The organism is Sinomicrobium soli, from assembly GCF_003285545.1.
Classification (GTDB): domain Bacteria; phylum Bacteroidota; class Bacteroidia; order Flavobacteriales; family Flavobacteriaceae; genus Sinomicrobium.
Map to the genome: position 1 here is coordinate 23,682 of NZ_QLNV01000019.1, position 24,803 is coordinate 48,484.

The window sequence follows — 24,803 nt, forward strand, 5'->3', positions numbered from 1 at the left end:
ACCCGGAAGTCCCTCATTTCACGATTAAACAAAAGCATCACGATGGCATTCAGGATTCACAGTTCGGACTTCAGCGATTTCATAGCTGCCGGCCCCGATGGCCTTACAGCCACGGACAAGAATGCCAGCAGCATACGGCTGCAGACCCCGAAAGGGGATATCCGGTACCGGGAGCTGTTGCCGGTGAGGTATGTCTCCATACTCCAGGGGTCATATCACATGGAGGAGGACGTGATTATTTCGGGGGAAGGAACAACAGCCCTGCTCGAGATACAACTGAATCTTTCCGGAACCGGTATTGCATACCGGGACAAATTAAAAAAAATACATACCGCACCGGCCATGACCGGAAATATAGCCTACCTGTCTGCCGATGAGAACCAGGCCGAGATTTTCTTTAACCGCAATACCGCCTATCAGACTTTTGATATTCATCTTCCGTTGTCTTTTCTTGAAAAATACGCAGGCATCTCACCAAAACTGGATGGTTTTATCCGGGATATATTTCGCGGACATAGCAGTAAACTCTCGGAAAATCCCATAGGGATAAATCCCGGTATCTACAATGCGGTTCAGGACATTAAAAACTGTACGTTTGACGGGCTTACGCGAAAAATATTCCTGGAGGCCAAGGTTTACGAACTGCTTGCACTGCTCTACGAAAGTGCCGAAAGTAAAAAAACGGGGGTGAAATTGCATGCAAGTGACCTGGAACGCATACACCACGCCGCTTTCCTGATCCGGGAAAACCTCGAATGTCCCCTCACCATTATAGCCCTTTCCAGGACCGTCGGCATGAACCAGACCAAACTGAAGCATCTCTTTAAACAGGTTTTCGGCAAAACCCTTTTCGGGTACCTGCAGGAGATACGGATGCACCAGGCCAGGAAATACCTGCTGGGCACTTCCCTGACCATACAGGAAGTAAGCCTGAAAGTCGGTTACCAGAACGCCTCCAATTTCAGTATCGCCTTTAAAAATGTATACGGATATTCCCCGGGACAACTAAGGCCCTGACCCCGAAGCCCGGAATATACCAAAGCCACCGCGTTGAAGGTCTGATTATCCCCACCACAGCAACTTCCGACTTCAACCTTCAAAGCCACTATTCCCGGTTAGACAGGGAATAAGGATAATCCTTTTTCCGGGTTCCCCTCCGGGTATCCGGGTCGGGAGACATTTCAAAATCCAGCCGTGCCCCTTTTTTCAGCAATCCGAAATCCAGGTAGTTTGCAGTGTGTTTTCTGCCGTTTACCTTCAAGCCGGATATATAGCGGTTTTCGTCACTGTTTTCCGGAGCTGTGATCGTTATGGTCTTTCCGTTATCGAGGTGTATCCAGGCATTCCGGAACAGCGGTGCTCCCAGTACATATTCGTCTACGCCGGGGCATACGGGGTAAAAGCCGAGTGCGGAGAACACATACCAGGCCGAGGTCTGCCCGTTATCCTCGTCACCGCAATACCCGTCCGGTGCGGGCGTATACATGCGGTTGAGTGTTTCCCTTATCCAGTACTGGGTTTTCCAGGGCTGTCCTACGTAATTGTACAGGTAGATCATGTGTTGTGCCGGCTGGTTGCCGTGGGCATACTGCCCCATATCGGCAACCTGCATTTCCCGCATTTCGTGAATAATAGGCCTTCCGCTCTTCCGGGGAAGAATGGTTGAGGGCGAATGGAATACGGTGTCCAGCTGCCTGGCAAAGGCTTCTTCTCCCCCGAGAAGGTCTATATACCCCTGTATATCGTGAAAGACGGACCAGGAGTAGTGCATACTGTTCCCCTCGGTAAAATCGCGGCTCCAGTCGATGGGGTTAAATTCCCTGCGAAAACGGCCGTCTTTGGCCCTGGGCCGCATAAAGCCGGTTTCAGGATCGAAGAGGTTCCTGTAGTTCAGGCTTCTTTGCCTGTAGTGTTCCACAATGCTGTCCGGCTTGTTCAGGGCCCTGGCCAGCCGGTAGATCGTAAAATCATTATAGGCGTATTCGAGGGTACGCGACACGTTCTGGTTAATACCCGAATCGTAAGGCAGATATCCCAGGTCGTTGTAATACGGGGCACCTTTCCTGCCCACGGCATCCAGGGGCCCCTCGTTATGGGCACCGTTTTCCAGCGCCTCGAACAGGGTATTGATATCATAGGTATGATCCTCGTGCAGCTTGTAATAACCATCGGCCACTACGGAAGCCGAATTGTTCCCGATCATGATATTCCGCAATCCCGGGCTGGCCCATTCCGGCAACCATCCCGATTCCTTATAGGCATTGACCAGCCCTTGCTGCATTTTCGCAGCCATGTCGGCATAGACGAGGTTCATCATGGGAAACAGGGCGCGGAAGGTATCCCAGAACCCGGTATCGGTAAACATATATCCCGGAAGCACTTTTCCGTTATACGGGCTATAATGGATGGGATCTCCGTTCCCGTCGTATTCGTAAAACTTCCTCGGGAACAGCAGGCTGCGGTACAGGCATGAATAGAAGGTTTTCACCTGGTCTTCCGAACCGCCGGAAACCTGTATTTTTCCGAGGACCCTGTTCCATTCCTCCTTCCCCTTGTCCGCCACCTGGTCGAACGAAAGGTCTTTTACCTCTTCCAGGTTTCTTTCCGCCTGTTCGGCACTGATAAAGGAAGAAGCGACCTTTAAGGCTACCACATTGCTCTTTCCTGAGGTCCTGAACCTGACCACCGCCCCGGCGTGGTTGCCCTCAAACGAAAGCCCGGACTGTAGGCTGTCTCCGTCAAAAGTCTGTGCCGATGCGATATCGCGATCAAATTCAAGGACAAAATAATTCCTGAAATTTTCCGGTACGCCCCCGCTGTTCTTTGTAGTATACCCGATAATCCTGCGCTCCTCCGGGATCACCTTTACATAAGACCCCTTGTCGAAGGCATCCAGTACGAGGTAAGCCGCATCGGTATTCCTGTAATGAATGCGGAAACACGCCGCCCGCTCCGTGGGCGTTATTTCCGTAGTAATATTGTGGTCGGCAAGGAATACCTTGTAATAGTAAGGTGTTGAGACCTCGGCCTTATGCGAGAACCAGCTTGCCCGCTCTTCTTCGGTAAACCGCAGGCTGTCGGACACGGGCATGATGGAAAACTGCCCGTAATCGTTCATCCAGGGCGAAGGTTGATGGGTCTGTTTGAAACCCCTTATTTTACGGGCATTATAGGTATAGGTCCACCCGCTTCCCATCTCCCCGGTCTGGGGAGTCCAGAAATTCATACCCCAGGGCAGGGCTATGGCCGGGTATACATTACCGGTAGACAGGTCGAAGTCGGAATCGGTTCCCATAAGGGGATTTACATAATCTACAGGGGTTTCGGTAAATGCCGGGGTTTCCGGGGCCGGTTGCTGTGCTCCCAGCACTGCCGAAAGGAATACACAAAACAAGGTCGCTGTTTTTCTGATCATGGTGTTTTCTTATTGAATATCTCAGAGCTTGTATAAATTGATTTGATTGTAGTCAAAAATGATAGCTAAAAGGTTTTGGCACTAATATAAGAAATATATTTTTACCTGCATAGTCCCGGGGTTCTTATTGCCGATATTCACCGTTCCATACTCAAAGTCTGTTAAAAGTCCAAGTTTATATTCCATATATTTTGTGTTATGTTTGCGCCCTTTCGGGAAATCTGCCAATGGATTACGGGGCGACCCGGACCACAGGTAATACCCGGCAACTTAGTCTTTAAGCTGAAACAATAAACGGAATTCTTTATGGCACTGTTCGTCATCAGTAAACAGGAGAGCGGAAATTACAGATTTACTTTTACCCTCAGAAAGGGAAACCCGGTGCTCACCGGCATCAGCTGCAGGGAAAAACCGGATTGCGAAGCCATCATTGCTGCGATGAAGGAACATATCGGCCTGTTTACCGTAACCCGCAAGCACACTCCTTCGGGGCGGTATTTTTTCCGCCTGTCCAGGGGCGGCCTGGTATTGGCCACAAGCCGCAAATTCACCACCCTGCTCAGGCTGTCCAAGGCCATCGAGAACGTAACGGAACAGATTGCCGAAGCAGAGATCCTGGATTTTTCCGGGAACGAGGATGTTTTTGCCGGTAGCAGTCGGTAATCAAATATCATTCAGAAGGAAGTCCCGTCAGACATTTTTTGTATAATTCTTACACATAAAATACCGTTTACCTGATAAATTACACAGTTAATCGGTTTGTGAAATATATTAAAACACTGTATTACAGCAGTTTAAAAAAAAACATGGTTCATGGCATAAAGTTTTCTGTATATAAGACAGAAACAAAAGTTAAACATTAAAACATTATTAGTCATGAAAAAGATATTGTTGGCTTCGGCCCTGATTTTAGGAGGATTTGCTGCACATGCGGTTACTACAGTAGAAAGCAATGATGCAGTTGTTGTGATCAACCAGGAAGAGTTCACTGAAATTACAGTAGACGAAGTTCCTGAGGCTGTTACCGAGGCTCTCGAAAGGGATTTTGCAGGTGCAACCATAGACAAGGCCTATACTAATGAGGCCAAGGAATACAAGCTGGAGATTACCATGGGAGAACAAACCGGGGTACTCTATGCCAATGAAAACGGTGAATGGATTCAAAAATAACAGGGCATAGCCCATCCATTATATATTTTTAAAAACCCCCGCAGAAATATTTTCCTGCGGGGGTTTTTAGATTTTACCCCCTAATTATCCCATTATCTCATTATCCCATTATCTCATTAACACATTAACACATTCTAATAACCAAGTACCACCAACACCGGGTAATGGTCAGACGGCAGCCTGGTTTCGGTGGCGTAGAGGGCTATTTCCTTCGGATAGTTACCGGTATTGGCCAGTTTGTCCAGTTCCTTTTTATCCGTCTTATAGGAATCGGTCAGCACCCCGTGTTTCTCCACCTTGAAATCCCCGGTAACAAAGATATGGTCTATACGGCTGTCGGAGCGGCTGTCGTGCTTAAAGCCGTTATAAGTGCCCGAAGACCCGTAGCGCAATGCCGCCAGTTCATAAGTGTCGGAAAGTTTATCGGAATCGTGCAGTACCTTATAGCTGGGACTGTCCTGGTCTACATTGAAATCGCCCGTAAGGATGGCGGGAATATCATCGCCGAATTCCCTGATCTTGTCCAGGATAAGTTTTGAACTTTCCTTCCGGGCTATCTTGCCCACATGGTCGAAGTGGATGTTAAAGAAATAAAATTCAAAACCGGTATCCTTTACCTTAAAATGGCCCCAGGAGCAGATACGCGGCAATACCGCATCCCAGCCCTTATTGGGTTTGCCCGTATCTTCAGACAGCCAGAAATCGCCCTTGTCCAGCAGTTCGAATTTATCCGTTTTGTAAAAAATGGCCGAATGTTCCCCGGCATCCTTTCCGTCATCGCGTCCCACCCCGGTATACTCATACCCGGGAAGGTCGGATTTGAGTTGTTCCAGCTGGTGTTTGAGCCCTTCCTGGGTACCGAATATTTCAAAATCGTGAAACCGGATCAGTCCGGCCACTGTTTTTTCGCGGTATTTCCAGTTGTCCAGGGAATCACCAGGATTGTCGTTTCGCAGGTTGTAGCTCCCTACACGGAGTTCCTGGGCAGACACTACGGCCCCCGCCAGTAACAACACTATTAACACGGTAATATTTTTTAATCGTATCATGATGTTTGTTTTAACATGAAGCCTGATTATAATGCTATTTCCGGAACACTACAAAAGGACATACAAGGTTTTTTAGATATATCACAAAGATATATTACTTCAGCACTTTATCCGACTCTGCCACGGCAATTTTCGAATCGGCGGTTCCGTAATACATTAACCATTTTCCCTTAAAACGGGCCAATCCCTCCAGGAAACAAACATTATTAACCTGACCTGTAACTTCATACGATTGATCCGGGGTCATAAACCAGTTGTCGGTACGGTAAAGTAATTTAGAAGGATCATTACTATCCGTGATCACCTGTCCGGCTGCATATGTCCCTTCTGCCAGGGAGCTATCTCCTGTCTTAGCATCATTCTTGCTGTTGTAGACAAATACTATCCCGCTCTCTGTCAATATGGCGGGGGGACCGGGTTCGACAAGAGCACTGTCAAACTTACCCTTGCGGGTAGAAAACAGTATTTTAAATGCAGTTGTATATCCTCTCATGGTATCCAGTTCCTGTTTACTTTCATCTTCTTCCAGTATGGGCGTCCAGTTGATAAGGTTATCGGAAGTGGCCATGTAAATATTCGATTCTCCCCAGTACATCCAATATTTGCCATCGATACGAGTGGCTACCATTCTACCATCTTTTTCCTTACAGACCACAGAGCCCGATTTAGACCACATATCCACATATTCCTCCCCGGCCTTTTCAAATACAGAACCGTGCTTTTCCCAGTTCAACAGGTCTTCTGATGTAGCTACAAACAGCCTGGCTTTATCACCGTCATAAGCAGTATAGGTCATATAATATGTACCTGTCTCATCTTCCACTATCCTGGGGTCTTCACATCCGCCTTCCCATTCATATTTTTTAAAACGGTCGTTATCAGGGTACAATACCGGAGTGTCCCGTTTTTCAAAATGATATCCATCGGTACTGTATGCCAATCCTATACGTGATGTACCCTTATATTTCCCTACACTGTCTTCAGCACGATACAGCAGGAAAAGGGAATCATTCCTGACGACAGTGGCAGGATTGAATACGTCCTTTTCTTCCCAGTACACCGTATCCTGACGCACCGGACAGTAAAACACTGTACCACTTTCAGGAAGTAGTACGGGATTTTCTGTCAGTTTTTTGGTAAAAGGAACGAGATAACCGGGCTTTTTTTCCTTAATTTCGGGCCTATTCCCACATGAGGTCATCACAGCTACACAGGCGACTGCCCATAAAATTCGGTTGCGTTTCATAGCATTCATTCAATTAAAAAATTATGTATTATTATTTGATAAATTGTTCTTCCAGCTCCTCCAGGCTTTTCCCTTTGGTCTCGGGCATAAGGCGTATTACGAACAACAATTGCAATACCATCAGTCCCCCGAACACGGAAAACACCACTTCCGGGGAAAACTTGTTGATCAATACCGCTCCGAAAAGTGTGACCAGCGAGGCACATACCCAATGTGTTGCACTTCCCCACGACTGTCCGTAGGCCCGAACTTTGCTGGGAAAAATTTCAGAGATAAATACCCATATGACGCTGCCCTGCCCTACGGCATGAGATGCTATGAACAAGAGTATAAAAACGAGCTTGTAAATAGCTGAAGCCCCCGTATAAAAACACAGAGCCACCGAAAACAGGCTGATAATATAACCGGCAGAACCGAAAAGCATAAGCTGCCTCCTACCCATGCGATCTATTAAATACATACCCAGGAAAGTAAAAACCAGATTTACCACTCCTATGGATACAGAACTGAACAGAGACTCTGACGAACCGAACCCGGCCTTTTGCAATATTTCAGGAGCATAGTACAGTATAAAATTAATTCCTGAGAACTGGTTAAACACGGCAATAAGAAATGCCAGGACCAGGGGAAAACGGTATTTTTTTGCAAAGATCGTCTCCGTAGTTCCGGTATTTCTGACATGATCATCATGCATGACACCCAACATTCTGACCGCTTCCTCTCTTCCACATGTCTTCTCCAGCGCTTTCAGGGCCTGTTTTTCATTGCCCTTATGAATAGCCAGCCACCTGGGGCTTCTGGGCACCCCGAACATAAGTACCGTATAACACAAGGCAGGTATGGCCTCAACACCGAGCATCCACCGCCAGTCGTTGGCACCGTCAAATCCCTTGAGGAAGTAATTGGACAGGTATGCTATAAGAATACCCAGTACAATATTGAATTGGTATAGCACTCCCAGCTTTCCCCGGTTATCAGGACGGGATATCTCCGAAATATAGGCCGGGGCAGCAATAGAGGATGCCCCTACTCCCAATCCGCCGATAAAACGGTAGAATGAAAAAATATATGGCTCTGCGGCTATGGCAGAACCTAAGGCCGATACGAAATAAAGCACCCCGATAACAATAAGGGTGTTTTTACGCCCCAGGATATCTGTCGGATATCCGCCCAGTAAGGCCCCGGCAACAGTCCCCCACAGTGCCATAGACATGATAAAAGTACCGTGGAACCAGTCCGACATGGGCCACAATGCCTTGATTGGCATATTCGCTCCGGAAATCACTACAGTGTCGAACCCGAATAAAAAGCCTGCCAGAGCAACCACAAGGGCATAATAAAATAATCTGATCTTCATAATACCTCAATTTCCTTTTCTATTGCTCGTAAATCTTACGAATGCGATGGTTCCAGTAATCCGCTACGTACAGTGCCCCGTCCAGACCAAACTGCAGCCCTTCAGGATGGTTGAACTCTGCTGTTTCTATAGGGCCGTCAACAAGTCCGGATAATCCACCTCCCTTTCCGGCATAGGTTGTCACCACGCCATCAGGTGTGATTTTCCGGATACAGTGATTTTTCCTGTCGGCCACATACAGGTTCCCTTCCCGATCCAGATCAGCCTGAGAAGGTTCGTCAAAGCTGGCAGCAGTTCCCATACCATCGGCATATCCTGCTTGCTCATAGGTACCGGCCAGTATAGATATCCCTGAAAACGTTCCGGATAACATATCGTAATTTCCCTTATAGATGACATTTTTTGCTTTGGATACTATATATACCCCGGTTCCCGATGTATCAAACACGATACTGTTTATATTTCCCTTATCCGAAAAGGTACCTTCCGTATCAGCGGGAAGACGGACTACGGGATTAAAACTGCCGTTTTCATAACGGTATATCCACGCATCGGAATGATATCCGACAAATATTTCTCCCGTTACGGGATGGCTCACTACCGAGGTAATCCCACTCTGATCCCAAAGGGAGGTAAGTCCGGAAAAATCTGCTCCGCCACTACCGGTCATGATACCGACTCCCATAGAGCCACCTGCATTGGTGTCATTGGCAATAAACAGACTGTCTTCAGTGCCGGAAAGTGCCACCGCACGGATACGCTGTACCAGGGAAGACTGCGAACCTTTCAGCAAGGTAGATACCTGGTTACCGGAAGCGTAACGGATGCTTGAATACCCGGTGGCAGAACTGTTTCCTTCCTCAATAATATACAGCCCCCCATTCCTGTTCCACAAAAGATACCTGGGTTTGGTGAACGAGGCTTCCTCAAAAGAACCGTCCTCCTTACCTCCCACGGCTTCATCACCCGGCACCCCGAGATAGGTGGCCACCATCATCCTGGTCTTATAGTTAAAACCGTTACCATAGGTAAACTCAACAGCCTCTTCTCCCTCTCCCACGATCACCTTCACCTCTCCTGACCCCGATCCTTCGGCTATTCTGGCAGTTATAAGATTCCCGGTAGTATTGGTCACTTCTGCCAAAACCCCGTTAACAGTAACCCTGATCCGGCTGATATCCGTTCCGAAATGGCTTCCGTACAACGACAGCACCGTCGATTTTCCTCCTTCTGTCGGAGTGTAATAAGTAATGGAAGGAATCCCCTCCGTAATCTCCGGTGTCACATCGACATGCTCGTCATCTGAACATGAAAATATCACAAGACAGCACACTACCAGGGTAACATACCGTACTATTTGTTCTTGAAGTGTATTCATAATATTGTATTTTAAGTCCTATATCTGTTCATTGACTATCGTGCATTACAAACGTGGCCACCACCGGAAAGTGATCGGATTCTGAAAAAGCGTCATAAAACACTCCGTATTCTACAGGTGTTATCCTGCCTTCCGGTGCATACATCAGGTAATCTATGGCTTTTGAAGGTTGGGGTGTTCCCGTGGTAAGCCCGCAGTTTCCCTCTATACATCCGAGTGTGAACGTCTGTAACAGGGAATTGAGGGGGTCACTCCCCTGCAAGGCATTAAAATCACCAGCCATGATCATCGGAGCATCCAGCCCGGAAGTGTACTCCAGTATTTTCCCTACCTGGTGATTGCGGTTGGTATCATCAGACAGGTGATCGAGATGAGTATCTGCAAAATAAAAGGTTTTCCCTTCCTTTTCCACTTCCACTATCCCGATAACCCGTGGATAGGAACCTTCTTCCACCAATACACCGAGCTGGTGGGTAACTCCCTTTTTCACGGGATATTTAGACAGTATGAGATTTCCGTATTCTCCCGGGTTCAGGTCATGGGTTCTGGCATAATATGCATATTCCATATCCGTGAGTTCGAGAAAACGATCTACTACGTCAAAAGGTACCTTCCCCGACACGGATTCCACTTCCTGCAATCCTACGATATCCGGATCTGCCTTATTGATAACTTCTGCTATAGCAGGAATCCCTTTTAATTGTCCACTATAAATATTATAGGACATGGCCTTTATCATTACACCTTCCGAAACCACTTCAGGGTTCTGTACGGTTTGGTCATCATCTGACTTACATCCGGTAAGGACAGTCATGATCAGGGATATGAAAAGATAATACATTGTTGATTTCATTGGTTTGTTTTTACGATATACCCCACGCCCCGGAAGAAAACCGGAAGCCTGAAGCTTTTTCTCTCTGGTTATTTTTTCCGTTCGCCTACCCATCTATGTTCAGGGTAATTTCCATCACCTTGCTGTAGTTCACTATTCCGTTTACGGTAGCTGCCACCCTTACATAGAGTTTTCCTCCGTTGTTCCGTATTTTATAATGGTTCTCTATAAAGGCCTTATCGCTTTCCAGGTCAAATACATAGCTTCCTTCTTCCTCATCTCCCATCGATCTTTTTCCCGCATAGTTGGAAGTATTGATATCCACACCCCGGGTTATATTCCAAAGTAATTGTATTTCTGAAAGATCAAGAGATTCATCGGCCTTATCTACCTTATAGGCCACTGTCAGTTTATTACTTTCCGCAATAAGGGCTTCTGTAGTGATCCTGGATAGCGGAATGGCATACAGGGCTACCTCCGTCTGGCCGCTTACACGAACATCTCCTTCGCATACTCCCACGAAAGGACCGGCCACCACTACCCTGTAGTCCCCGTTAAAGACCCTGCCGTTTACAAAAGTTCCGTCCTGCCGGGCCCTGAAATCCACAGACTCGGTAGCGTTTACATTCTTTTCGTAAAGACTAACCATTGCACCGCTGTTTCCTTCTACCGGCAGTGGAATAGGCTCTTCCGTCTGCTTGTCGTACACCGTTCCGTGAATACCTCCGTCGGGAGCGTCATAGTTGTCCAGCTGGTTTTCGCAGGAAACTACCAGACATAAAAGTACAGTCATGAACAAAAACCGTCGTACCTGTTTAAAATATCTTTTAGTTACCATATCCGGGATTTTGAATGAGTTTAGAATTAGTACTCAGATCACTGGGGTTAAGCCTGGTGTAATAGCTTCGTTCCAGAAACAATCTTTTCTGTTTTGGCGGTTCGGTACCGATCTCAAAAGTGTACTTCCCACTTTGCAGATTATACCAGGGATAAAGTGCAGTTCCCCTGAAATTAGACAATCCGCCTTCCGAGACATCCCGATGCGCTATTCTCCAACGGATCATGTCCCAGATACGGTGCTTTTCAAAAGCCAGTTCCACCCTGCGCTCATGCCGCACCTGTTCCAGCGAAACGCTTCCCAGTTCCTGTATCCCCGCGCGCCTTCTGATGGCATTGACAGCTTCGAGCGCCTCTCCTTCCTTTCCTCCGAGTTCCATACATGCCTCCGCCAGGTTCAGATAAATCTCTCCCAGCCGGAAAACTACCCAGGGTGTCTGTGAACGGTTCGCATCTATATTGGTCATGTCATCCAGGGTTTCATCAAAGAATTTTCTCTGGTAGAACCCGGTTTTCGAAGCATCTCCCACATCTGCCCCCCCGTCTTTTCCGGAAGCATTATAGTTTTCCCCGTCTATAATTACCGTATTGTCCTTGTCCGGCTGGTTCTGCGCCTGGTATTTCTGCCCGGAGCCATTCTGTCCGTCAATAATGCCCCGAATCCATTGTACAGTACTGCCTTTCAGGGGAGATCCGGGAAGGTATACCGACCCGAAAAGCCGGGGGTCCTTATTTTCAAAAATATCGTACGGACTGTCATAACTTATGGGAATACCATGATTATCTCTGATCCGGAGTGTTCCGTCACTGTCATCGGTATATTCAAAGGCTTCCACCAGCTCCAGTGTCGGGGCCATCCCGCATCCCCAGCCATCACCGCGGTATGAGAAGGGGGCATTCAGTTTATCCCAGGCATGTCCCTTTCCTCCGGCAACATTGTATTGTTTCTGAAAAATATACTCTCCGTTATTACCGTTCAGCTTATTGGAAAACAACTCGTAAAAGTTCTCTACCTTATCCGGGTTGCTGTCGTACAGTTTATAAACACCATCCGTGATCAATGTTGTGGAAGCCTCATAACACGTAGTAAAAAACCGCTCTGCCTCAGATTGCGGAATACATACCAGGCCCCTGGATACCGCTTCGCCCGACAGGCCAGCACCGGGAGAATACCTGGCTATGGTACCGGCATAAAGAGCGGCTCTCGACATCAGGGCCAGGGCAGCGCCCCGGGTAGCCCTGTATTCTCCCTCTGCACCCCGTACAGAAGGCAGTATTTCTGCAATTTCCCGGCATTCGTCAATGATAAAGTCATAGGTCTCCGCTTCTGTGTTCCTCGGGACCTGCAAAGCCTCCGTATCCCCCGTAAACTCCTGTGGTTCGGTAATCAGTGGCACCCCCCCGTAGCGTTTGGCCAGGGAAAAGTATTGAAGGGCTCTCAGGAAGCGTACTTCTGCAGACAATACATTTTTTTCCTCTTCCGTAAGCACTACGGCCTGTTCCAGCTGGTAGAGGAAGTCATTATTGCGGCGTATGTGTACGTAACGGTCGGAAAACTTGTCTTCAAACACATATTCACTATAAGTCCACACCTCGGCTGCGTTACTGAACAGCCAGTCTTTCTGGTACGACCCCTGGGCCTCATCGGAGAGACTGGTAGCGTTTATGAGCCTCCAACGACTGCTGAACCACGTATCGAAATCATCCAGTTTAAGTCCGTCGTAAAGGTTTACCAGCACGGCTTCTATGGCCACGGGATTATCCCATATTTTATCCGGTGTTATAATACCGCTGGTGTCTTCGCGATCAAGATAGTTGTCACAGGCACTGCTCAACGACAGTATCAGCATACAGAAAAACGGTTTTATGTAAGATCGAAATTTCATATTCCAGTATTTACATCGTTATATTTACTCCCAAGTTGAATGTTCTAAGCTGCGGATAGTACCTCACCATACTGCTGCTGTTTTCCGGGTCTATATATTGCATAAGGCCCTCTCTTTTGGTAAAGGTGAGTACATTATTTCCGTTGAAATAGAATCGTAGGCCCTGCAGTCCGAACGATTTTACCAGGTCTCCCGGAAGGGTGTATCCTATTTCTATGGATTTCAGGCGCAGATAATCTGCCTTGTGCAACGACCAGGTATTTCCCGATCGATTGGCTTCCAGCCCCGTAACCCGGGCAGCAGGCATCTGTCCGGGGATCCACTCACTATAGGGATCTGACGGATCAGCCCGATGCCAGCGATCAGTCATCAATGCCAATCCGTTACCCAGCCCCTGTTGTATGAAAGGATCCAGGATATCCCCGTTGATATACATATCATGCCCGGCTGCTCCCTGGAAGAACATGTTCATGTCGAATCCCTTATAGGTTGCTCCCAGGTTTAAACCATAGTACATCCGGGGTGTACTGCCATGACCGATTACCGTATCGTCTTTCCCGTCAATGACCCCATCCCCGTTGATATCGGCAAACCGGAGGTCGCCGGGAAGGAGCGATTTATTTCCGTTATTATCCTGAATAGGCGCATTGAGAATTTCTTCGTAAGAACCGAATTGTCCTATAACCTGTTTCCCCCAGCGGATGTCTTTATACCTGTCATTGGTATTATTGCGCCAGTTATCAAAACTATTGGTGGGCAATGCTCTCTCGATGTAGTCATTTTTAATACGAGTCACGGAGAAATTTGCAGAAACATTATATTTAAGCGCACCTATTTCATTTTTATGGCCCAGCCTGAACTCAAAGCCGGTATTGATGTCGGAATTCAGATTTTCCTGGGGGAATGATTCTCCGAAAGTAGTAGGTAACGACCCCTGTCTGGAAGCCGGAAGTCCCGTTCGATGCCTCCTGAACCAATCAAATTCAGCGCTGACCAAGCCTCTCTTGTACGAGAATTCAAAGCCGAAATTCACAATCTCCGATTCATACCAGGTAAGCCATGTATTGGGCATACCACTGTTGCGCAATCCTGTAGACAGCCCGTTGCTCCCCAGCACATACGACCCGGAATACTCATAACCGCTTAGGTACTGGTAAGCATCGAAATCTCCTTCATCTCCTACTTTTGCATAAGATCCCCTGATCTTCAGGTTATCCATATCAGGCATGAGTTCCCGGAAAAACGACTCTTCAGAAAGCCTCCATCCGGCAGAAATCCCAGGGAAAAACCCCCAGCGTTTTTCTGTCATGAATTTGTACGACCCGTCATACCGGAAACTGAGTTCGAGCAGGTAACGGTTATTAAAGGCATAATTAAATTTTCCCACTAATCCGGCGTGGGCGGTTTCTACTGAACGCCCTCCGGTAGCCTGGTTTTCGGTATCACCGTAATCCAGATCATCAATCAATCCCATAGTAAAATCTTTGGCCCCCGAAAGCCATGTCAACCTATCATCGTACATCTCCCAGAGTACCATGGCTCCCACATCGTGAATCTCCTCAAAATTCCTGTTGTAATTCAGGGAAAACTGGTAGGTAGGCTTATAATAATTTTCAAATTTAGATTCCAGACGGGCCCTGGCACGAAGTATTTTTTCTTCATAGATATCTGCTGCTGCATCATATGTGTATTCCGAAAGCTCTTTCTGCCAGGTTTTCCATTCCTTGTTGCGGTAGTCATAAGCCATCATGGCCCTGGCTTTAAACCCTTCCACCCAGGGAATATTCCAATCGAGGGCCAGGGAACCGTTAAATTCTCTCCTCATCCTGTTCTCATACCCGGAATTGGAGCTATAAGATGTATGCACGGGGTTAGCCATGTCTCCCACAGCCTGCCAGTAGTTCGGGTTACCGTTGGCATATACACTGTAGGTAGGAACAGCCATCTGGGCCTGGCGGAAAAGATTATCCGCGTCATAGGGACGTTCGCGCTTATCGAATTGCCCGCTCAGTTTTAGTGAAACGGTAAGTCCTTTGGCTACTTCCATATCTATGTTGGAACGCACATTATACCGCCTGTAATTCCAGTCTTCCGACTTAAGGATTCCTTCCTGGTCCAAAAATCCGGCAGAAGTAAAATATTTCACTTTTTCTGTCCCTCCGGTTACACTGAGATTATGAGCAGTCTGGGGGGCATAATCTCTGGTCATGGCATCCCACCACCGTGTACCCGTATGCCCGTTCCGGTAAGATTCAAGCTGTTCCACGGTGTAAGCCGGAATGCCCGTCCACGGATTGGTATTGTATATAGCTTCATTATAAAGAGAAGCGTATTCATAGGCGTTCATCATTCCCGGATAACGGGTTACTTCCTGCAAACCGGCATAACCGTTATATTCAATCCTGGGTTTTCCAGGATTCCCTTTTTTAGTGGTAACCAGCAAGACTCCGTTAGAGCCCTTAAACCCGTAAACGGCTGCCGATGCATCCTTAAGAATGGAGATCGACTCGATATCATTAGGGTCAAGTTGAGAAAAATCGCGCTGTACCCCATCGACAATGACCAGCATGCCACCGTATCCCCTGATATCGATAGAAGCCCCGTCATCTCCGGGCGCCCCGCTGCGCTGTACAGCCCGTAAACCAGGTAATCTCCCGGCCAGCATATTGGTTACATTGGGTACTTTTACCCGCTTGAGTTCTTCCGACCTGATAGAGGCCACCGACCCTGTCACCGAAGCTTTTTTCTGTACACCGTATCCCACTACCACGATCTCGTTGAGCGCCGTAACGCTCTCCTGCATTACAATATCGATGGCTTCACGGCTATTTACAGCATACTCGCGGGTTTCGAATCCTATATAAGAAAAAACCAGCGTACTTCGGGCATTTACATCACTTATGGAATAATGCCCGTCCATATCGGTTACCGTTCCCTTTTCAGGACTTTCCTTCAACATTACGGTCACCCCCGGCAGAGGTACCCCTACAGAGTCTGTTACGATTCCCGAAACAGCAAGAAGCTGTGAAGGTGTAGCGTCCTGCTGCGCCCGTAAATGCACAGAAAACGCAATCAATACAAGCCCAAGCAAAAGCCCCGGTCTGACATAAGGTGTGTTCAGAATGCACCCCAAACGCATGCATTCACTGTCTTTTGTAGTTCTCATTGATGATTTTAATTAGTCATTAAGTATTTCTGACAAATCCGGTGTTTACATGAATCCCCGGATGATACCGGTATTATATAATCCCGGAACAGTTTATCGAAGACAAACAGTCGAGGAATGGAAAGAATAAATTTTCAGTTTTCATTTTGCTCAGGTTAGATTGATTTGTAGTTGTTAAAAAGTTCTTAACAAACATATATTTTTGAGCAAAAAAAAGAATATACTATTTCTTCAAGAATGTACACTAACAATGCAAAAACATGTATTACAGCATTTTAAACACTTATTTATTCCTGATTTTATAATTTTTAGGCGATGTATTGTACATTTTCTTAAATTCCCTGAAGAAATAGGACCTGTTGTTAAAACCGGTGCGATAACATATCTCCGAAATATTCAAGGAACTTTCACGCAACAGGGTAGCTGCATATTTAAGTCTTACGGTCCGGATCAGTGTCCCAGGAGTTTGGTCGAACAATTCCCTTACTGTCCTGTAATAGGTAGAAGAACTCATGCCAAGTTCCTGCTCCAGGATTTCCGCAAGGTCTTCCCTGGCCATGTTTTCCCGGATTAGTTCAACAATCCGTTCTGCCCTAGACTTTTCAGTTTCATCATCCGGTACCTTTATGCTGGTAATTACGGAAGGATTGTTGAGAAAATGGTCCCGTATCAGTTTGTTCCTGCTGAGTAGTTTCTCAATTTGTTCCATCAGGTAATCGGGATGAAAAGGTTTGGGGATATAGGCGTCTGCCCCACTTTCCAGACCTTCTGCCATGGTGGCGTAAGAATCCCTTGCAGTAAGCAATACAAAAGGGATCTGACAGGTCTCCACTTCACTTTTTACCATACGGCATAATGTAATACCGGACATTTCGGCCATCGAGATATCGCTTACGATAAGATCGGGATGGGATGCTTCCTTTAATTTCAGCAGGGCATCTTCACCACTATAGGCAGAAATCACATCATATTTCTCCCGGAGGAGCGACCGGATAAAGTGATGAACGTTGTACTGGTCTTCCACCAGCATTACCGTTTTCCGGTTCTCTTCTCCGGGTTTCAAGGTAACGGGTCTGGTAGCATCGGGAAAATCTATATTGGTGTCAAATAAGTTTTTAAGATGAGAGGAAATATACACCGCTTCGGAAGAAACCTGTCGCTGCAGGGGGGTAAAGGAACTCCCTGCACAAGGCAGTTCTATGGTAAAGGTTGTTTTTTTATCTCTGACACTTTTAACCCGGATTGTCCCCTTCAGGGCGTCTGTCAGCTTTTTGATGTAAGCCAGGCCTATTCCCGTACGGACAATTTCATTTTCGGCACCGGGATAAATATCCTGTTTTTTTACAATATCAGTAGACGCAAAACGGTCAAACAGGGAGTCCAGCTTATCCCCGGGGATACCCTTTCCCGAATTCGAGACCTTGATCCTTATCCTTTTTTCTCCTTCGTCTATCATTCGTACTGCAAACTGTACATCACCTCCTTCCGGGGTATATTTGAAAGCATTGGAAAGGAGATTGAAAATGATCTTTTCCATCTTGTCTTTATCATACCATCCTTTCAATGGCTCGAGTATATTGACCTGATAACGGATATCTTTCTGTTTTGCCCATTCATCAAAGAGCCCGACAAGCTGTGACAACAGGCCGGCTGTATCAAATCTGCGAACCATGACCTCCAAGTGGCCGTATTCTGCCTTACGGAACTCCAGCAATTGCTGTATGAGGAACAACATCCTTGAAGCATTATTCCTGATCATATCCAGATAGCTGTGAGCTTTTGCCCCTTTGATAATCCCGGTAAGCTTATGGGCAGGCCCCATCATCAGGGTAAGTGGAGTCTGAAGTTCATGCGCTATATTGGTAAAGAAGGTCAGCCTGTTCTGATGGATCTCCTCTTCTCTTTTCTGGAACAGTATGTTTTGTTTCAACCTTTGCTTTTTTTGGTTGTAACTGTACAAAAACCACAAAAAAGCAGATATCAGCAGAACGTAAAAGACATAGGCCACATCGGTTTTCCACAGGGGGGGGTGAATCTTTAGCCGTATGGCTTCCACAGGCTCAGACCATATTCCATCCTCGTTGGTCCATTTTAACCATAAACCATAAGTCCCTGCAGGGATATTGGTAAAGGATATCTTCCCGGTATTTTCGATATGGTTCCAGTCCATATCGAATTCATTTAGGCGATAGGCGTACTGTATCTTATCATTCCGGATATAGCTCAGGGCAGATAAATATATATTCAAGAAATTCTGATTGTATTTAAGGTCGAGGTCGGCAACATTTTGTGTTCCCGGTTTTACAAGGAGCGAACGGTAATAAGGTATGGATGTATTGGGCCCTGCGATCTTTTCGATATACAGATCGGGTATCGTGGCAGAAAGGGGGAGTATCTCGGAAGGATCAAAATAATTGAATCCTCTGATACCCCCAGCAAATATTTGACCGGAGTAGCGGTCATAAAATACGGCTCCGTCTGCAAATTCGTTATTCTGAAGTCCGTCTCCCTGGTAATAGTTCACGAACTTTTCCTCTTCTTTTATAAAATGAGACAATCCGAAATTCGTTGTAATCCAGAGGTTATCATCAGTATCCGGTACGATACCATGCACTGTATTATTGGCCAGGCCATCCCTGATGGTATATTTTTCAAATACCGGGGCCCCTTCCTGAAAACCGAGGCCGTTTAGTCCCAGACTGGTACCTATCCAAAGCTTTCCCCGACGATCGTTATAAAGATAAAGGATGTCATTGCTGGATATGGTATTGTCATTTCCGGGGTCGTGGGTATACACCTTAAAAGTTTCCCTGTTTTTATCAAAAAGGTGCAATCCGCCCAGACGGGTCCCTACCCATAACTGGTCTTCGTTCCGTTCCGTCAGGGCATAAATGATATTACTCTTGAGCCGACTGTTGTTCTGCGTATTAAAAACCCGGAGCACATCTGCAACGACACCGTTTCCTTGCCTGGAAAGACTTAACTTTACCAGACCGTATCCGTTGGTTCCCAACCATATATACCCTTCATCATCCTGATATATAGCGTATACCGACCCAAAATAATATCCCTGTCTATCTCCGGATATCTCTTTCCATGGAATCACCTTCCCCCTTCGGATGTCGTATACCTGGATACCTTCTCCGTCAGAACCGATCAGGATCAAACCCTCATCTATGGCCTTAAGTGCATAGATAAAATTGTTTGCCCCGCTATTTTTGTTATTGAAAGTCCTATAGCTGCCTCCCGGCAGTTTCCGGAAATCACTTTCCGGGACTACAATCAGTCCTTCTCCCTTAGTTCCTATACATAAATTATTCTGCATATCCCTCTCAAAAGCCCTTACGATAGATCGTTTTAACTGGCTGATGCCCTGGGTGTCCACCTTATGAAAAACCTCATATTCTTCACGTACCTTCAGAACGCCGTCTCCATCGGTCCCAATCCATAATATATTGTCTTTATCCCGATAAATGGTATTGACATTATACTTGTCGAGTAACTTCAGCCATGCAGGGATAACCATTCTCCTGTCATCAGTAAAAAGCAGGTATCCCTCATCTCCCTGCATGACCACCCCTTCTGATATCCTTCCCTTAAAACCTGATATACCGTTAAGTACCTTTTCTGGTTTCCTTCCGGATATTCTGAAATGCCGTACCATGCCGTCTTCTTCCAGCAGCAACATGTCATTTCCAGAGCGTTCAAACTCCTTTATGTGTTCTCCTACGGAAAGGCTTTGTGAAATTTCCATCTCCCCGGAAGCATTTTTGTGAACTGATAAAAGGTATAAGCTGCCGTTGTCCAGTAGCAAAGCCAGCATTCCTTCCTGTACAAATTCCATTTTTTTCACGGAATAGTGCTGCAACAGCTCATGCTGGAAACTTCCCCTCTCATCCCGAATCCGGACAAAACGGGTTCCCGAAAAATATCCCAGTCCCCAGCCTTTGGCAGCACAAACTATCTGTTTTTCACTGTTTATGGCAAAATTATATTCTGGACGGGAGTGCGGTAAGGTATCTTCCTGCTGAAAGAAAAAGTGCTGAAACCGGTCCTCTTTTTTTATATAATGGTTGATGCCATACATGGTAAGTATCCACAGATTGCCTTTCTCATCTTCCCCGATTTTGAGAATAACCTGATTACTGATAGCATCCCGGTTTTGGAGAGAGGGAACGAATATCCTTAATTCACGGCCGTTGAAAATATTGAGTCCGTCCCAGGTTCCCAGCCATAGCAGACCATCTGAATCCCGGAATATACAGTTTACGGAACTGTTTGACAATCCCATAGAATTATCCATTGCCATAACCCTGTAATGTATGTCGGGCGAATCCTTATGCCAGATGGTCGTATCTGCTTCAACACCATTAATTAATAGGCCATTAGCCCCCGGAATCTTCCAGGCTATCAAAAGAAATACGGTGAAAAAAAGTAATCCGTTCCGGGTTGTACAGATACTATTCATAATTCGTTCCGGGTATTAACAGGAAAGATTTGGCAGGTACCGTAAAGAACGTATTTTTTTTCAGCTTGTACAAAAAATGAAAAACAAATATATGTGGGAATGTCTACAAGCGTGTATCTTCAGACAGCCAGAAATCGCCCTTGTCCAGCAGTTCGAATTTATCCGTTTTGTAAAAAATGGCCGAATGTTCCCCGGCATCCTTTCCGTCGTCGCGTCCCACCCCGGTATACTCATACCCGGGAAGGTCGGATTTGAGTTGTTCCAGCTGGTGTTTGAGCCCTTCCTGGGTACCGAATATTTCAAAATCGTGAAACCGGATCAGCCCGGCCACCGTTTTTTCGCGGTATTTCCAGTTGTCCAGGGAATCACCGGGACTGTCGTAGCGCAGGTTGTAACTCGCCACACGGAGTTCCTGCGAGAAAGCGGTAAGACTCAGGCAAAACAGCAGAACAGGCAATAAGCTTTTCTTTAATGTAATCATCAATATTGGTTTTATAAATTATAAGTAGAATTAAATGTTCCGTAACGGCCCGTAATTTATAAAAATAAGACCTGACAAACCGTATCGGGAGAAGTTAAATTTATACTCAAAATATTCGTACATTTGAAAAGGATCACTTTCATTTGTCAAAAATTTATAAGACATATGGAATCGATAAAACCGGGTCGAATTATGAAAATACCGCTTTTCCTGTATTCCCTTTTTCTCTTTATTTCCATACTCCCGGCACATGCCCAGGCCGATTATCCTGTTCCCGAAGCCACTCCTACCCGGCTTTTCTATATCCAGCACAGCAACAATCACAACACTTATGTCTACGATGCCAGGATGGATGGTAACAGGCTTGATAACAGCGACCCCGTAGAGGAATACCGGATCGTCTATACCCAGGGAGGCATAAAAAAGCCGCTTAACCTCATTCAGAAAAAGCTCGCCTATGGCATGGTTGCCGATCTCCTGGAGCCCGGGCTTTTTGAGTTGCACCTGGCGGCTTCTAAAAAACCCAGGTTTTACCTCACCCTGGATGCCGGTAAAAAACCGGAAGTTTACCTTACCGTCAACGACCGGAAAATGTACCTCGACCGGATGTTTGTACAACTCAGGGACAAGACCTCCGACATCAACGCCAAAGCCGACTATGTGCTCTTCGAAGGCCGGGATTTCAAGTCCGGCCGGAACGTCACTGAAAAGGTCGTCACCGACTGACACCGGCTTCGGGCATCTACAGCGCATTTGCGGCCTGTTCTTTATCAGGGCTCGACAGGGAAAGCAAAAAAACCGGCTGCAATTCGAATTACAACCGGTTATGCAGGTAACCTGATTACAGCCTATTCCCGGAAATAAACACGGGCCACAACAGGCAGGTGGTCGGAGGGATACCGTTGCTCCCTGAAATCCGTAAGGACGGCATATTGCGCTACTTTAAAATCCTTACTTACAAACACATAGTCTATACGGTTTTTCATGGGAGCGTTGAACCGGAACCCGTTGGTAGTCCCTACGGGGCCGTAAGGAGGGGTTTCCGTAGCAGAAAACGCATCCTGCAAAACGGCACTCATACGCCCGATCTGCTCCGTTTCCGGGGTGGAATTAAAATCTCCGGTACAGATCACAGGTGCATCCCCCGCAATTTCCGCTATCTTATCCACCATCAGTTTGCCCGACTCCTTTCGGGCCACAACACCCTGGTGATCGAAATGTACATTAAATACATAGAAGGTTTTCCGGGTCTTTTTGTCTTTCAGCTTTACCCAGGAACAGATACGGTTACAACAGGTGGCATCCCATCCCTTTCCCGGAACATCCGGGGTCTCGCTCAACCAGAAATCACCGGAATCCTCTTTTTCAAAACGGTCCTTTTTGTAGAAAATGGCGGAATGCTCTCCCGCTTCCTTCCCGTCATCCCGTCCGGCCCCGGAATAATCGTATTCCTGCAGTTCGAGGAGGTCTTTCAACTGATGCAAAAAACCTTCCTGGGTACCGATGATATCAAAATCGTGATAGCGTATAAGTCCCCTTACGTTCTCCTTGCGATAGTTCCATGCATTCAGGCTGTCGCGGGCGGTATCCATACGCAGGTTATAGCTGGCCACCCGGATATCTTCCCTGTGCTGTGCAAACACGGGAAGGATCATTAAACAGAGAAAAAAAGCTGTTAGTTTATGTTTCATGTGGATAAATTTTTTATGGTTTGTGGTTTACAGGTTAAAAGTTGCAGGTGGCTCCTTTTACTCCCAGTCAGGATTTTGTCCCAGTCCGGGGTTTTGTTCCAGGTCGGACTGGGGGATGGGATAGAGGTATTTCCTGTCTTCCCATTGCCGTTCGCCCGGATTGTAGATCAACTCGCCATGAGTCCCTTCCGAAAGCCTGCGCCTGCCTGATGACGAATCCGGGGAAACATCTATCATGACCACCGACGAATTGGAAGGCTCGGGCCTGTTTCCCTGGTAGAAACACACGTCCATAATACCATCGCCATTCAGGTCCTGTTCCCCCAGTTCGGGAACATAGATCCCGTTCATGGAAGCTTCTTCAAAAAGTTCGCCGATATGCCAGCGCCTCAGGTCGTCGGGGCGCAGTCCTTCAAAAGTCATTTCCACGGCCCTTTCCCGCATCACCTCCAGCAGTACCGGGTCTGTAAACTTCCCGAGGTAATAATCCACCAGGTACGGATCGGCTTCAGTGGGCATTGTTGTCAGAGAAGGACCGGTAATTCCCGCCCTGGCACGCAGTGCCCCGATAGTCGCCGCCCATTCGGCATCGTTCATCTTGCCCAGTTCGGCAAGGGCTTCTGCCTTATTGAGCAGCACCTCTCCCCAGCGCATGACAATATGGGCGTTGTCATTACGGCTTTCGTCGTCGTACGGAAAACGTTCGTCATAACACCATTTGATGGGTTGATATCCTGTATAGGACTGGCTGAGGCTGGGGGGAGCTATCACGGGTACCCCGTTCTCAGTACGGTGGTAATCACCCAGGCGGATCGTCTGCTTCAGACGCAGGTCCCGGTCCTTTACCTCTTCCCGGAAAGTCGTGGTCTCATAGCCGGCATCTGCAGTAAAGGGGGTTCCGTCCAGTTTCAGATAAGTATTCACAAACCTGCGGGTCAGCGAAGGACGGTCGCCATAGGTAGGGCTTATAAAACGCCGGTTTGCCGAACTGAATACCTGTAAAGAAGGATCCAGCGCCACGGCGAGTATGGTCTCGTCGGCAAAAGGGGCGGGCGTGATGAATATTTCCCGGTACGACCGTTCCTTATCAGCAGCTTCGTGCAGAGTAAAACCATTGATATTGTTGGCTTCGTCTATCACCTCCTGGTACCACACACCGGCCGTACCCTGCTGGCCGTACCCGGTATGATATTTCCTGAAAGAAGCCTCGTAAAGACAGATCCTCGTTTTATACGCCCTGGCCACATTCCGGGTAATACGGGTACAGGAAGGATCGGTGGTCAGTGTAATATTTTCAATGGCATAGTTCAAATCCTCCAGCACATTTTCCATCACATCAAACCTGCTGTCTCTCGGAGCGTTAAGGGAAGTGGAATCATTGACATCGATGGTACGGTCTATCCAGGGAACATCTCCGAAACGCTTTACCTTATCAAAATAGAACAGGGCTCGAAAAAACCGGGCCAGCCCGATATAATGATCTTTTTCCTCTACTTCGCTGGTCTCCGCATTTTCTATAAAATAATTGATATTTCTCAACTCATCCCAGCCCCAGCCACTACTGGTTATCGGGTTCAGGGCATTGGGCACCAGGTAATCCCCCACCCCGTTACGGGCCACATAGTCTGAGGTATTATCTATAGCGAATATCCCGGTATCGGTTCCGGGCAGGTTATCGTAGAACGAATTGGCATACAGTTCCATCCCGCCGGCAGACCCGAATATGGCATCCCTGTCGGCAGTAGCCACGGGGGCTTCATCCAGGTTACAGGCTGAAAATGATAGCAGGATGAATGCAATGACTGTGTATATATATAACTTCATCAT

The 24,803-nt window shown here is 47.0% G+C and carries 17 protein-coding genes; 4 read left to right on the top strand and 13 right to left on the bottom strand.

The features are described 5' to 3' along the window. Positions 1 to 42 precede the first annotated feature (42 nt). Entirely contained in the window at positions 43 to 1,017 is a 975-nt protein-coding gene (locus DN748_RS17085; RefSeq protein WP_112373053.1) for a helix-turn-helix transcriptional regulator, read from the top strand. 88 nt (positions 1,018 to 1,105) lie between these two features. Here DN748_RS17085 and DN748_RS17090 read toward each other — a convergent pair whose 3' ends face one another. After that, a complete protein-coding gene (locus DN748_RS17090; RefSeq protein ID WP_112373054.1) occupies positions 1,106 to 3,415 on the bottom strand; it encodes a GH92 family glycosyl hydrolase in 2,310 nt (769 codons plus the stop codon). A gap of 306 nt (positions 3,416 to 3,721) precedes the next feature. On the opposite strand from DN748_RS17090, the gene DN748_RS17095 reads away from it, so the two are divergent. Together DN748_RS17095 and DN748_RS17100 are read left to right on the top strand one after the other, a co-directional pair. Beyond that, positions 3,722 to 4,078, top strand: a complete 357-nt coding sequence (locus DN748_RS17095) for a DUF1508 domain-containing protein (protein ID WP_112373055.1) — start codon at positions 3,722 to 3,724, stop codon at positions 4,076 to 4,078. Between the two features lie 213 nt (positions 4,079 to 4,291). After that, positions 4,292 to 4,585 (top strand): hypothetical protein, encoded by a 294-nt coding sequence (locus tag DN748_RS17100; protein WP_112373056.1) that lies wholly within the window; start codon positions 4,292 to 4,294, stop codon positions 4,583 to 4,585. Between the two features lie 134 nt (positions 4,586 to 4,719). Here DN748_RS17100 and DN748_RS17105 read toward each other — a convergent pair whose 3' ends face one another. The 10 genes from DN748_RS17105 to DN748_RS17150 all read right to left on the bottom strand — a co-directional run bounded on the left by DN748_RS17105 (position 4,720) and on the right by DN748_RS17150 (position 21,285). After that, positions 4,720 to 5,634 carry an endonuclease/exonuclease/phosphatase family protein gene (locus DN748_RS17105; protein ID WP_112373057.1) on the bottom strand — a complete coding sequence of 305 codons (915 nt, stop codon included), beginning with the start codon at positions 5,632 to 5,634 and terminating at the stop codon, positions 4,720 to 4,722. A gap of 94 nt (positions 5,635 to 5,728) precedes the next feature. Continuing rightward, the gene (locus DN748_RS17110; protein WP_112373080.1) at positions 5,729 to 6,880 is read right to left on the bottom strand and encodes a glycoside hydrolase family 130 protein; all 1,152 of its coding nucleotides are present in this window, start codon (positions 6,878 to 6,880) and stop codon (positions 5,729 to 5,731) included. Positions 6,881 to 6,911: 31 nt separating this feature from the next. Further along, positions 6,912 to 8,237: a sugar porter family MFS transporter gene (locus DN748_RS17115; RefSeq protein WP_112373058.1), complete on the bottom strand. Its 1,326-nt coding sequence runs from the start codon at positions 8,235 to 8,237 to the stop codon at positions 6,912 to 6,914. 19 nt (positions 8,238 to 8,256) lie between these two features. Next, positions 8,257 to 9,615 carry an IPT/TIG domain-containing protein gene (locus DN748_RS17120; RefSeq protein ID WP_112373059.1) on the bottom strand — a complete coding sequence of 453 codons (1,359 nt, stop codon included), beginning with the start codon at positions 9,613 to 9,615 and terminating at the stop codon, positions 8,257 to 8,259. A 28-nt stretch (positions 9,616 to 9,643) separates the two neighbouring features. Further along, positions 9,644 to 10,468 carry an endonuclease/exonuclease/phosphatase family protein gene (locus tag DN748_RS17125; protein WP_161554597.1) on the bottom strand — a complete coding sequence of 275 codons (825 nt, stop codon included), beginning with the start codon at positions 10,466 to 10,468 and terminating at the stop codon, positions 9,644 to 9,646. Between the two features lie 85 nt (positions 10,469 to 10,553). Beyond that, positions 10,554 to 11,285 carry a DUF3823 domain-containing protein gene (locus DN748_RS17130; RefSeq protein WP_201741515.1) on the bottom strand — a complete coding sequence of 244 codons (732 nt, stop codon included), beginning with the start codon at positions 11,283 to 11,285 and terminating at the stop codon, positions 10,554 to 10,556. Next, positions 11,275 to 13,170 (bottom strand): RagB/SusD family nutrient uptake outer membrane protein, encoded by a 1,896-nt coding sequence (locus DN748_RS17135; protein WP_112373061.1) that lies wholly within the window; start codon positions 13,168 to 13,170, stop codon positions 11,275 to 11,277. The genes DN748_RS17130 and DN748_RS17135 overlap by 11 nt, the downstream gene beginning before the upstream one ends. A gap of 10 nt (positions 13,171 to 13,180) precedes the next feature. Further along, complete coding sequence (locus tag DN748_RS17140; protein ID WP_112373062.1) at positions 13,181 to 16,336, bottom strand: SusC/RagA family TonB-linked outer membrane protein; 3,156 nt, start codon at positions 16,334 to 16,336, stop codon at positions 13,181 to 13,183. Positions 16,337 to 16,619: 283 nt separating this feature from the next. Then, positions 16,620 to 20,804: a hybrid sensor histidine kinase/response regulator transcription factor gene (locus DN748_RS17145; RefSeq protein ID WP_112373063.1), complete on the bottom strand. Its 4,185-nt coding sequence runs from the start codon at positions 20,802 to 20,804 to the stop codon at positions 16,620 to 16,622. Between the two features lie 103 nt (positions 20,805 to 20,907). Continuing rightward, positions 20,908 to 21,285 carry an exonuclease/endonuclease/phosphatase family protein gene (locus tag DN748_RS17150; RefSeq protein WP_112373064.1) on the bottom strand — a complete coding sequence of 126 codons (378 nt, stop codon included), beginning with the start codon at positions 21,283 to 21,285 and terminating at the stop codon, positions 20,908 to 20,910. A 192-nt stretch (positions 21,286 to 21,477) separates the two neighbouring features. On the opposite strand from DN748_RS17150, the gene DN748_RS17155 reads away from it, so the two are divergent. Further along, positions 21,478 to 22,011: a DUF4833 domain-containing protein gene (locus DN748_RS17155; protein WP_112373065.1), complete on the top strand. Its 534-nt coding sequence runs from the start codon at positions 21,478 to 21,480 to the stop codon at positions 22,009 to 22,011. Between the two features lie 122 nt (positions 22,012 to 22,133). Here DN748_RS17155 and DN748_RS17160 read toward each other — a convergent pair whose 3' ends face one another. Together DN748_RS17160 and DN748_RS17165 are read right to left on the bottom strand one after the other, a co-directional pair. Continuing rightward, complete coding sequence (locus tag DN748_RS17160; protein WP_112373066.1) at positions 22,134 to 22,976, bottom strand: endonuclease/exonuclease/phosphatase family protein; 843 nt, start codon at positions 22,974 to 22,976, stop codon at positions 22,134 to 22,136. A gap of 57 nt (positions 22,977 to 23,033) precedes the next feature. Further along, the gene (locus DN748_RS17165; RefSeq protein ID WP_201741516.1) at positions 23,034 to 24,803 is read right to left on the bottom strand and encodes a RagB/SusD family nutrient uptake outer membrane protein; all 1,770 of its coding nucleotides are present in this window, start codon (positions 24,801 to 24,803) and stop codon (positions 23,034 to 23,036) included.

Bases quoted from the DNA above. Each gene is read 5' to 3' on its own strand.
- DN748_RS17125 (WP_161554597.1), bottom strand. From the start codon at position 10,468: ATGAAATCAACAATGTATTATCTTTTCATATCCCTGATCATGACTGTC.
- DN748_RS17165 (WP_201741516.1), bottom strand. From the start codon at position 24,803: ATGATGAAGTTATATATATACACAGTCATTGCATTCATCCTGCTATCA.
- DN748_RS17120 (WP_112373059.1), bottom strand. From the start codon at position 9,615: ATGAATACACTTCAAGAACAAATAGTACGGTATGTTACCCTGGTAGTG.
- DN748_RS17155 (WP_112373065.1), top strand. From the start codon at position 21,478: ATGAAAATACCGCTTTTCCTGTATTCCCTTTTTCTCTTTATTTCCATA.
- DN748_RS17090 (WP_112373054.1), bottom strand. From the start codon at position 3,415: ATGATCAGAAAAACAGCGACCTTGTTTTGTGTATTCCTTTCGGCAGTG.
- DN748_RS17140 (WP_112373062.1), bottom strand. From the start codon at position 16,336: ATGAGAACTACAAAAGACAGTGAATGCATGCGTTTGGGGTGCATTCTG.
- DN748_RS17115 (WP_112373058.1), bottom strand. From the start codon at position 8,237: ATGAAGATCAGATTATTTTATTATGCCCTTGTGGTTGCTCTGGCAGGC.
- DN748_RS17130 (WP_201741515.1), bottom strand. From the start codon at position 11,285: ATGGTAACTAAAAGATATTTTAAACAGGTACGACGGTTTTTGTTCATG.
- DN748_RS17105 (WP_112373057.1), bottom strand. From the start codon at position 5,634: ATGATACGATTAAAAAATATTACCGTGTTAATAGTGTTGTTACTGGCG.
- DN748_RS17100 (WP_112373056.1), top strand. From the start codon at position 4,292: ATGAAAAAGATATTGTTGGCTTCGGCCCTGATTTTAGGAGGATTTGCT.
- DN748_RS17150 (WP_112373064.1), bottom strand. From the start codon at position 21,285: ATGATTACATTAAAGAAAAGCTTATTGCCTGTTCTGCTGTTTTGCCTG.
- DN748_RS17085 (WP_112373053.1), top strand. From the start codon at position 43: ATGGCATTCAGGATTCACAGTTCGGACTTCAGCGATTTCATAGCTGCC.
- DN748_RS17145 (WP_112373063.1), bottom strand. From the start codon at position 20,804: ATGAATAGTATCTGTACAACCCGGAACGGATTACTTTTTTTCACCGTA.
- DN748_RS17160 (WP_112373066.1), bottom strand. From the start codon at position 22,976: ATGAAACATAAACTAACAGCTTTTTTTCTCTGTTTAATGATCCTTCCC.
- DN748_RS17110 (WP_112373080.1), bottom strand. From the start codon at position 6,880: ATGAAACGCAACCGAATTTTATGGGCAGTCGCCTGTGTAGCTGTGATG.
- DN748_RS17095 (WP_112373055.1), top strand. From the start codon at position 3,722: ATGGCACTGTTCGTCATCAGTAAACAGGAGAGCGGAAATTACAGATTT.
- DN748_RS17135 (WP_112373061.1), bottom strand. From the start codon at position 13,170: ATGAAATTTCGATCTTACATAAAACCGTTTTTCTGTATGCTGATACTG.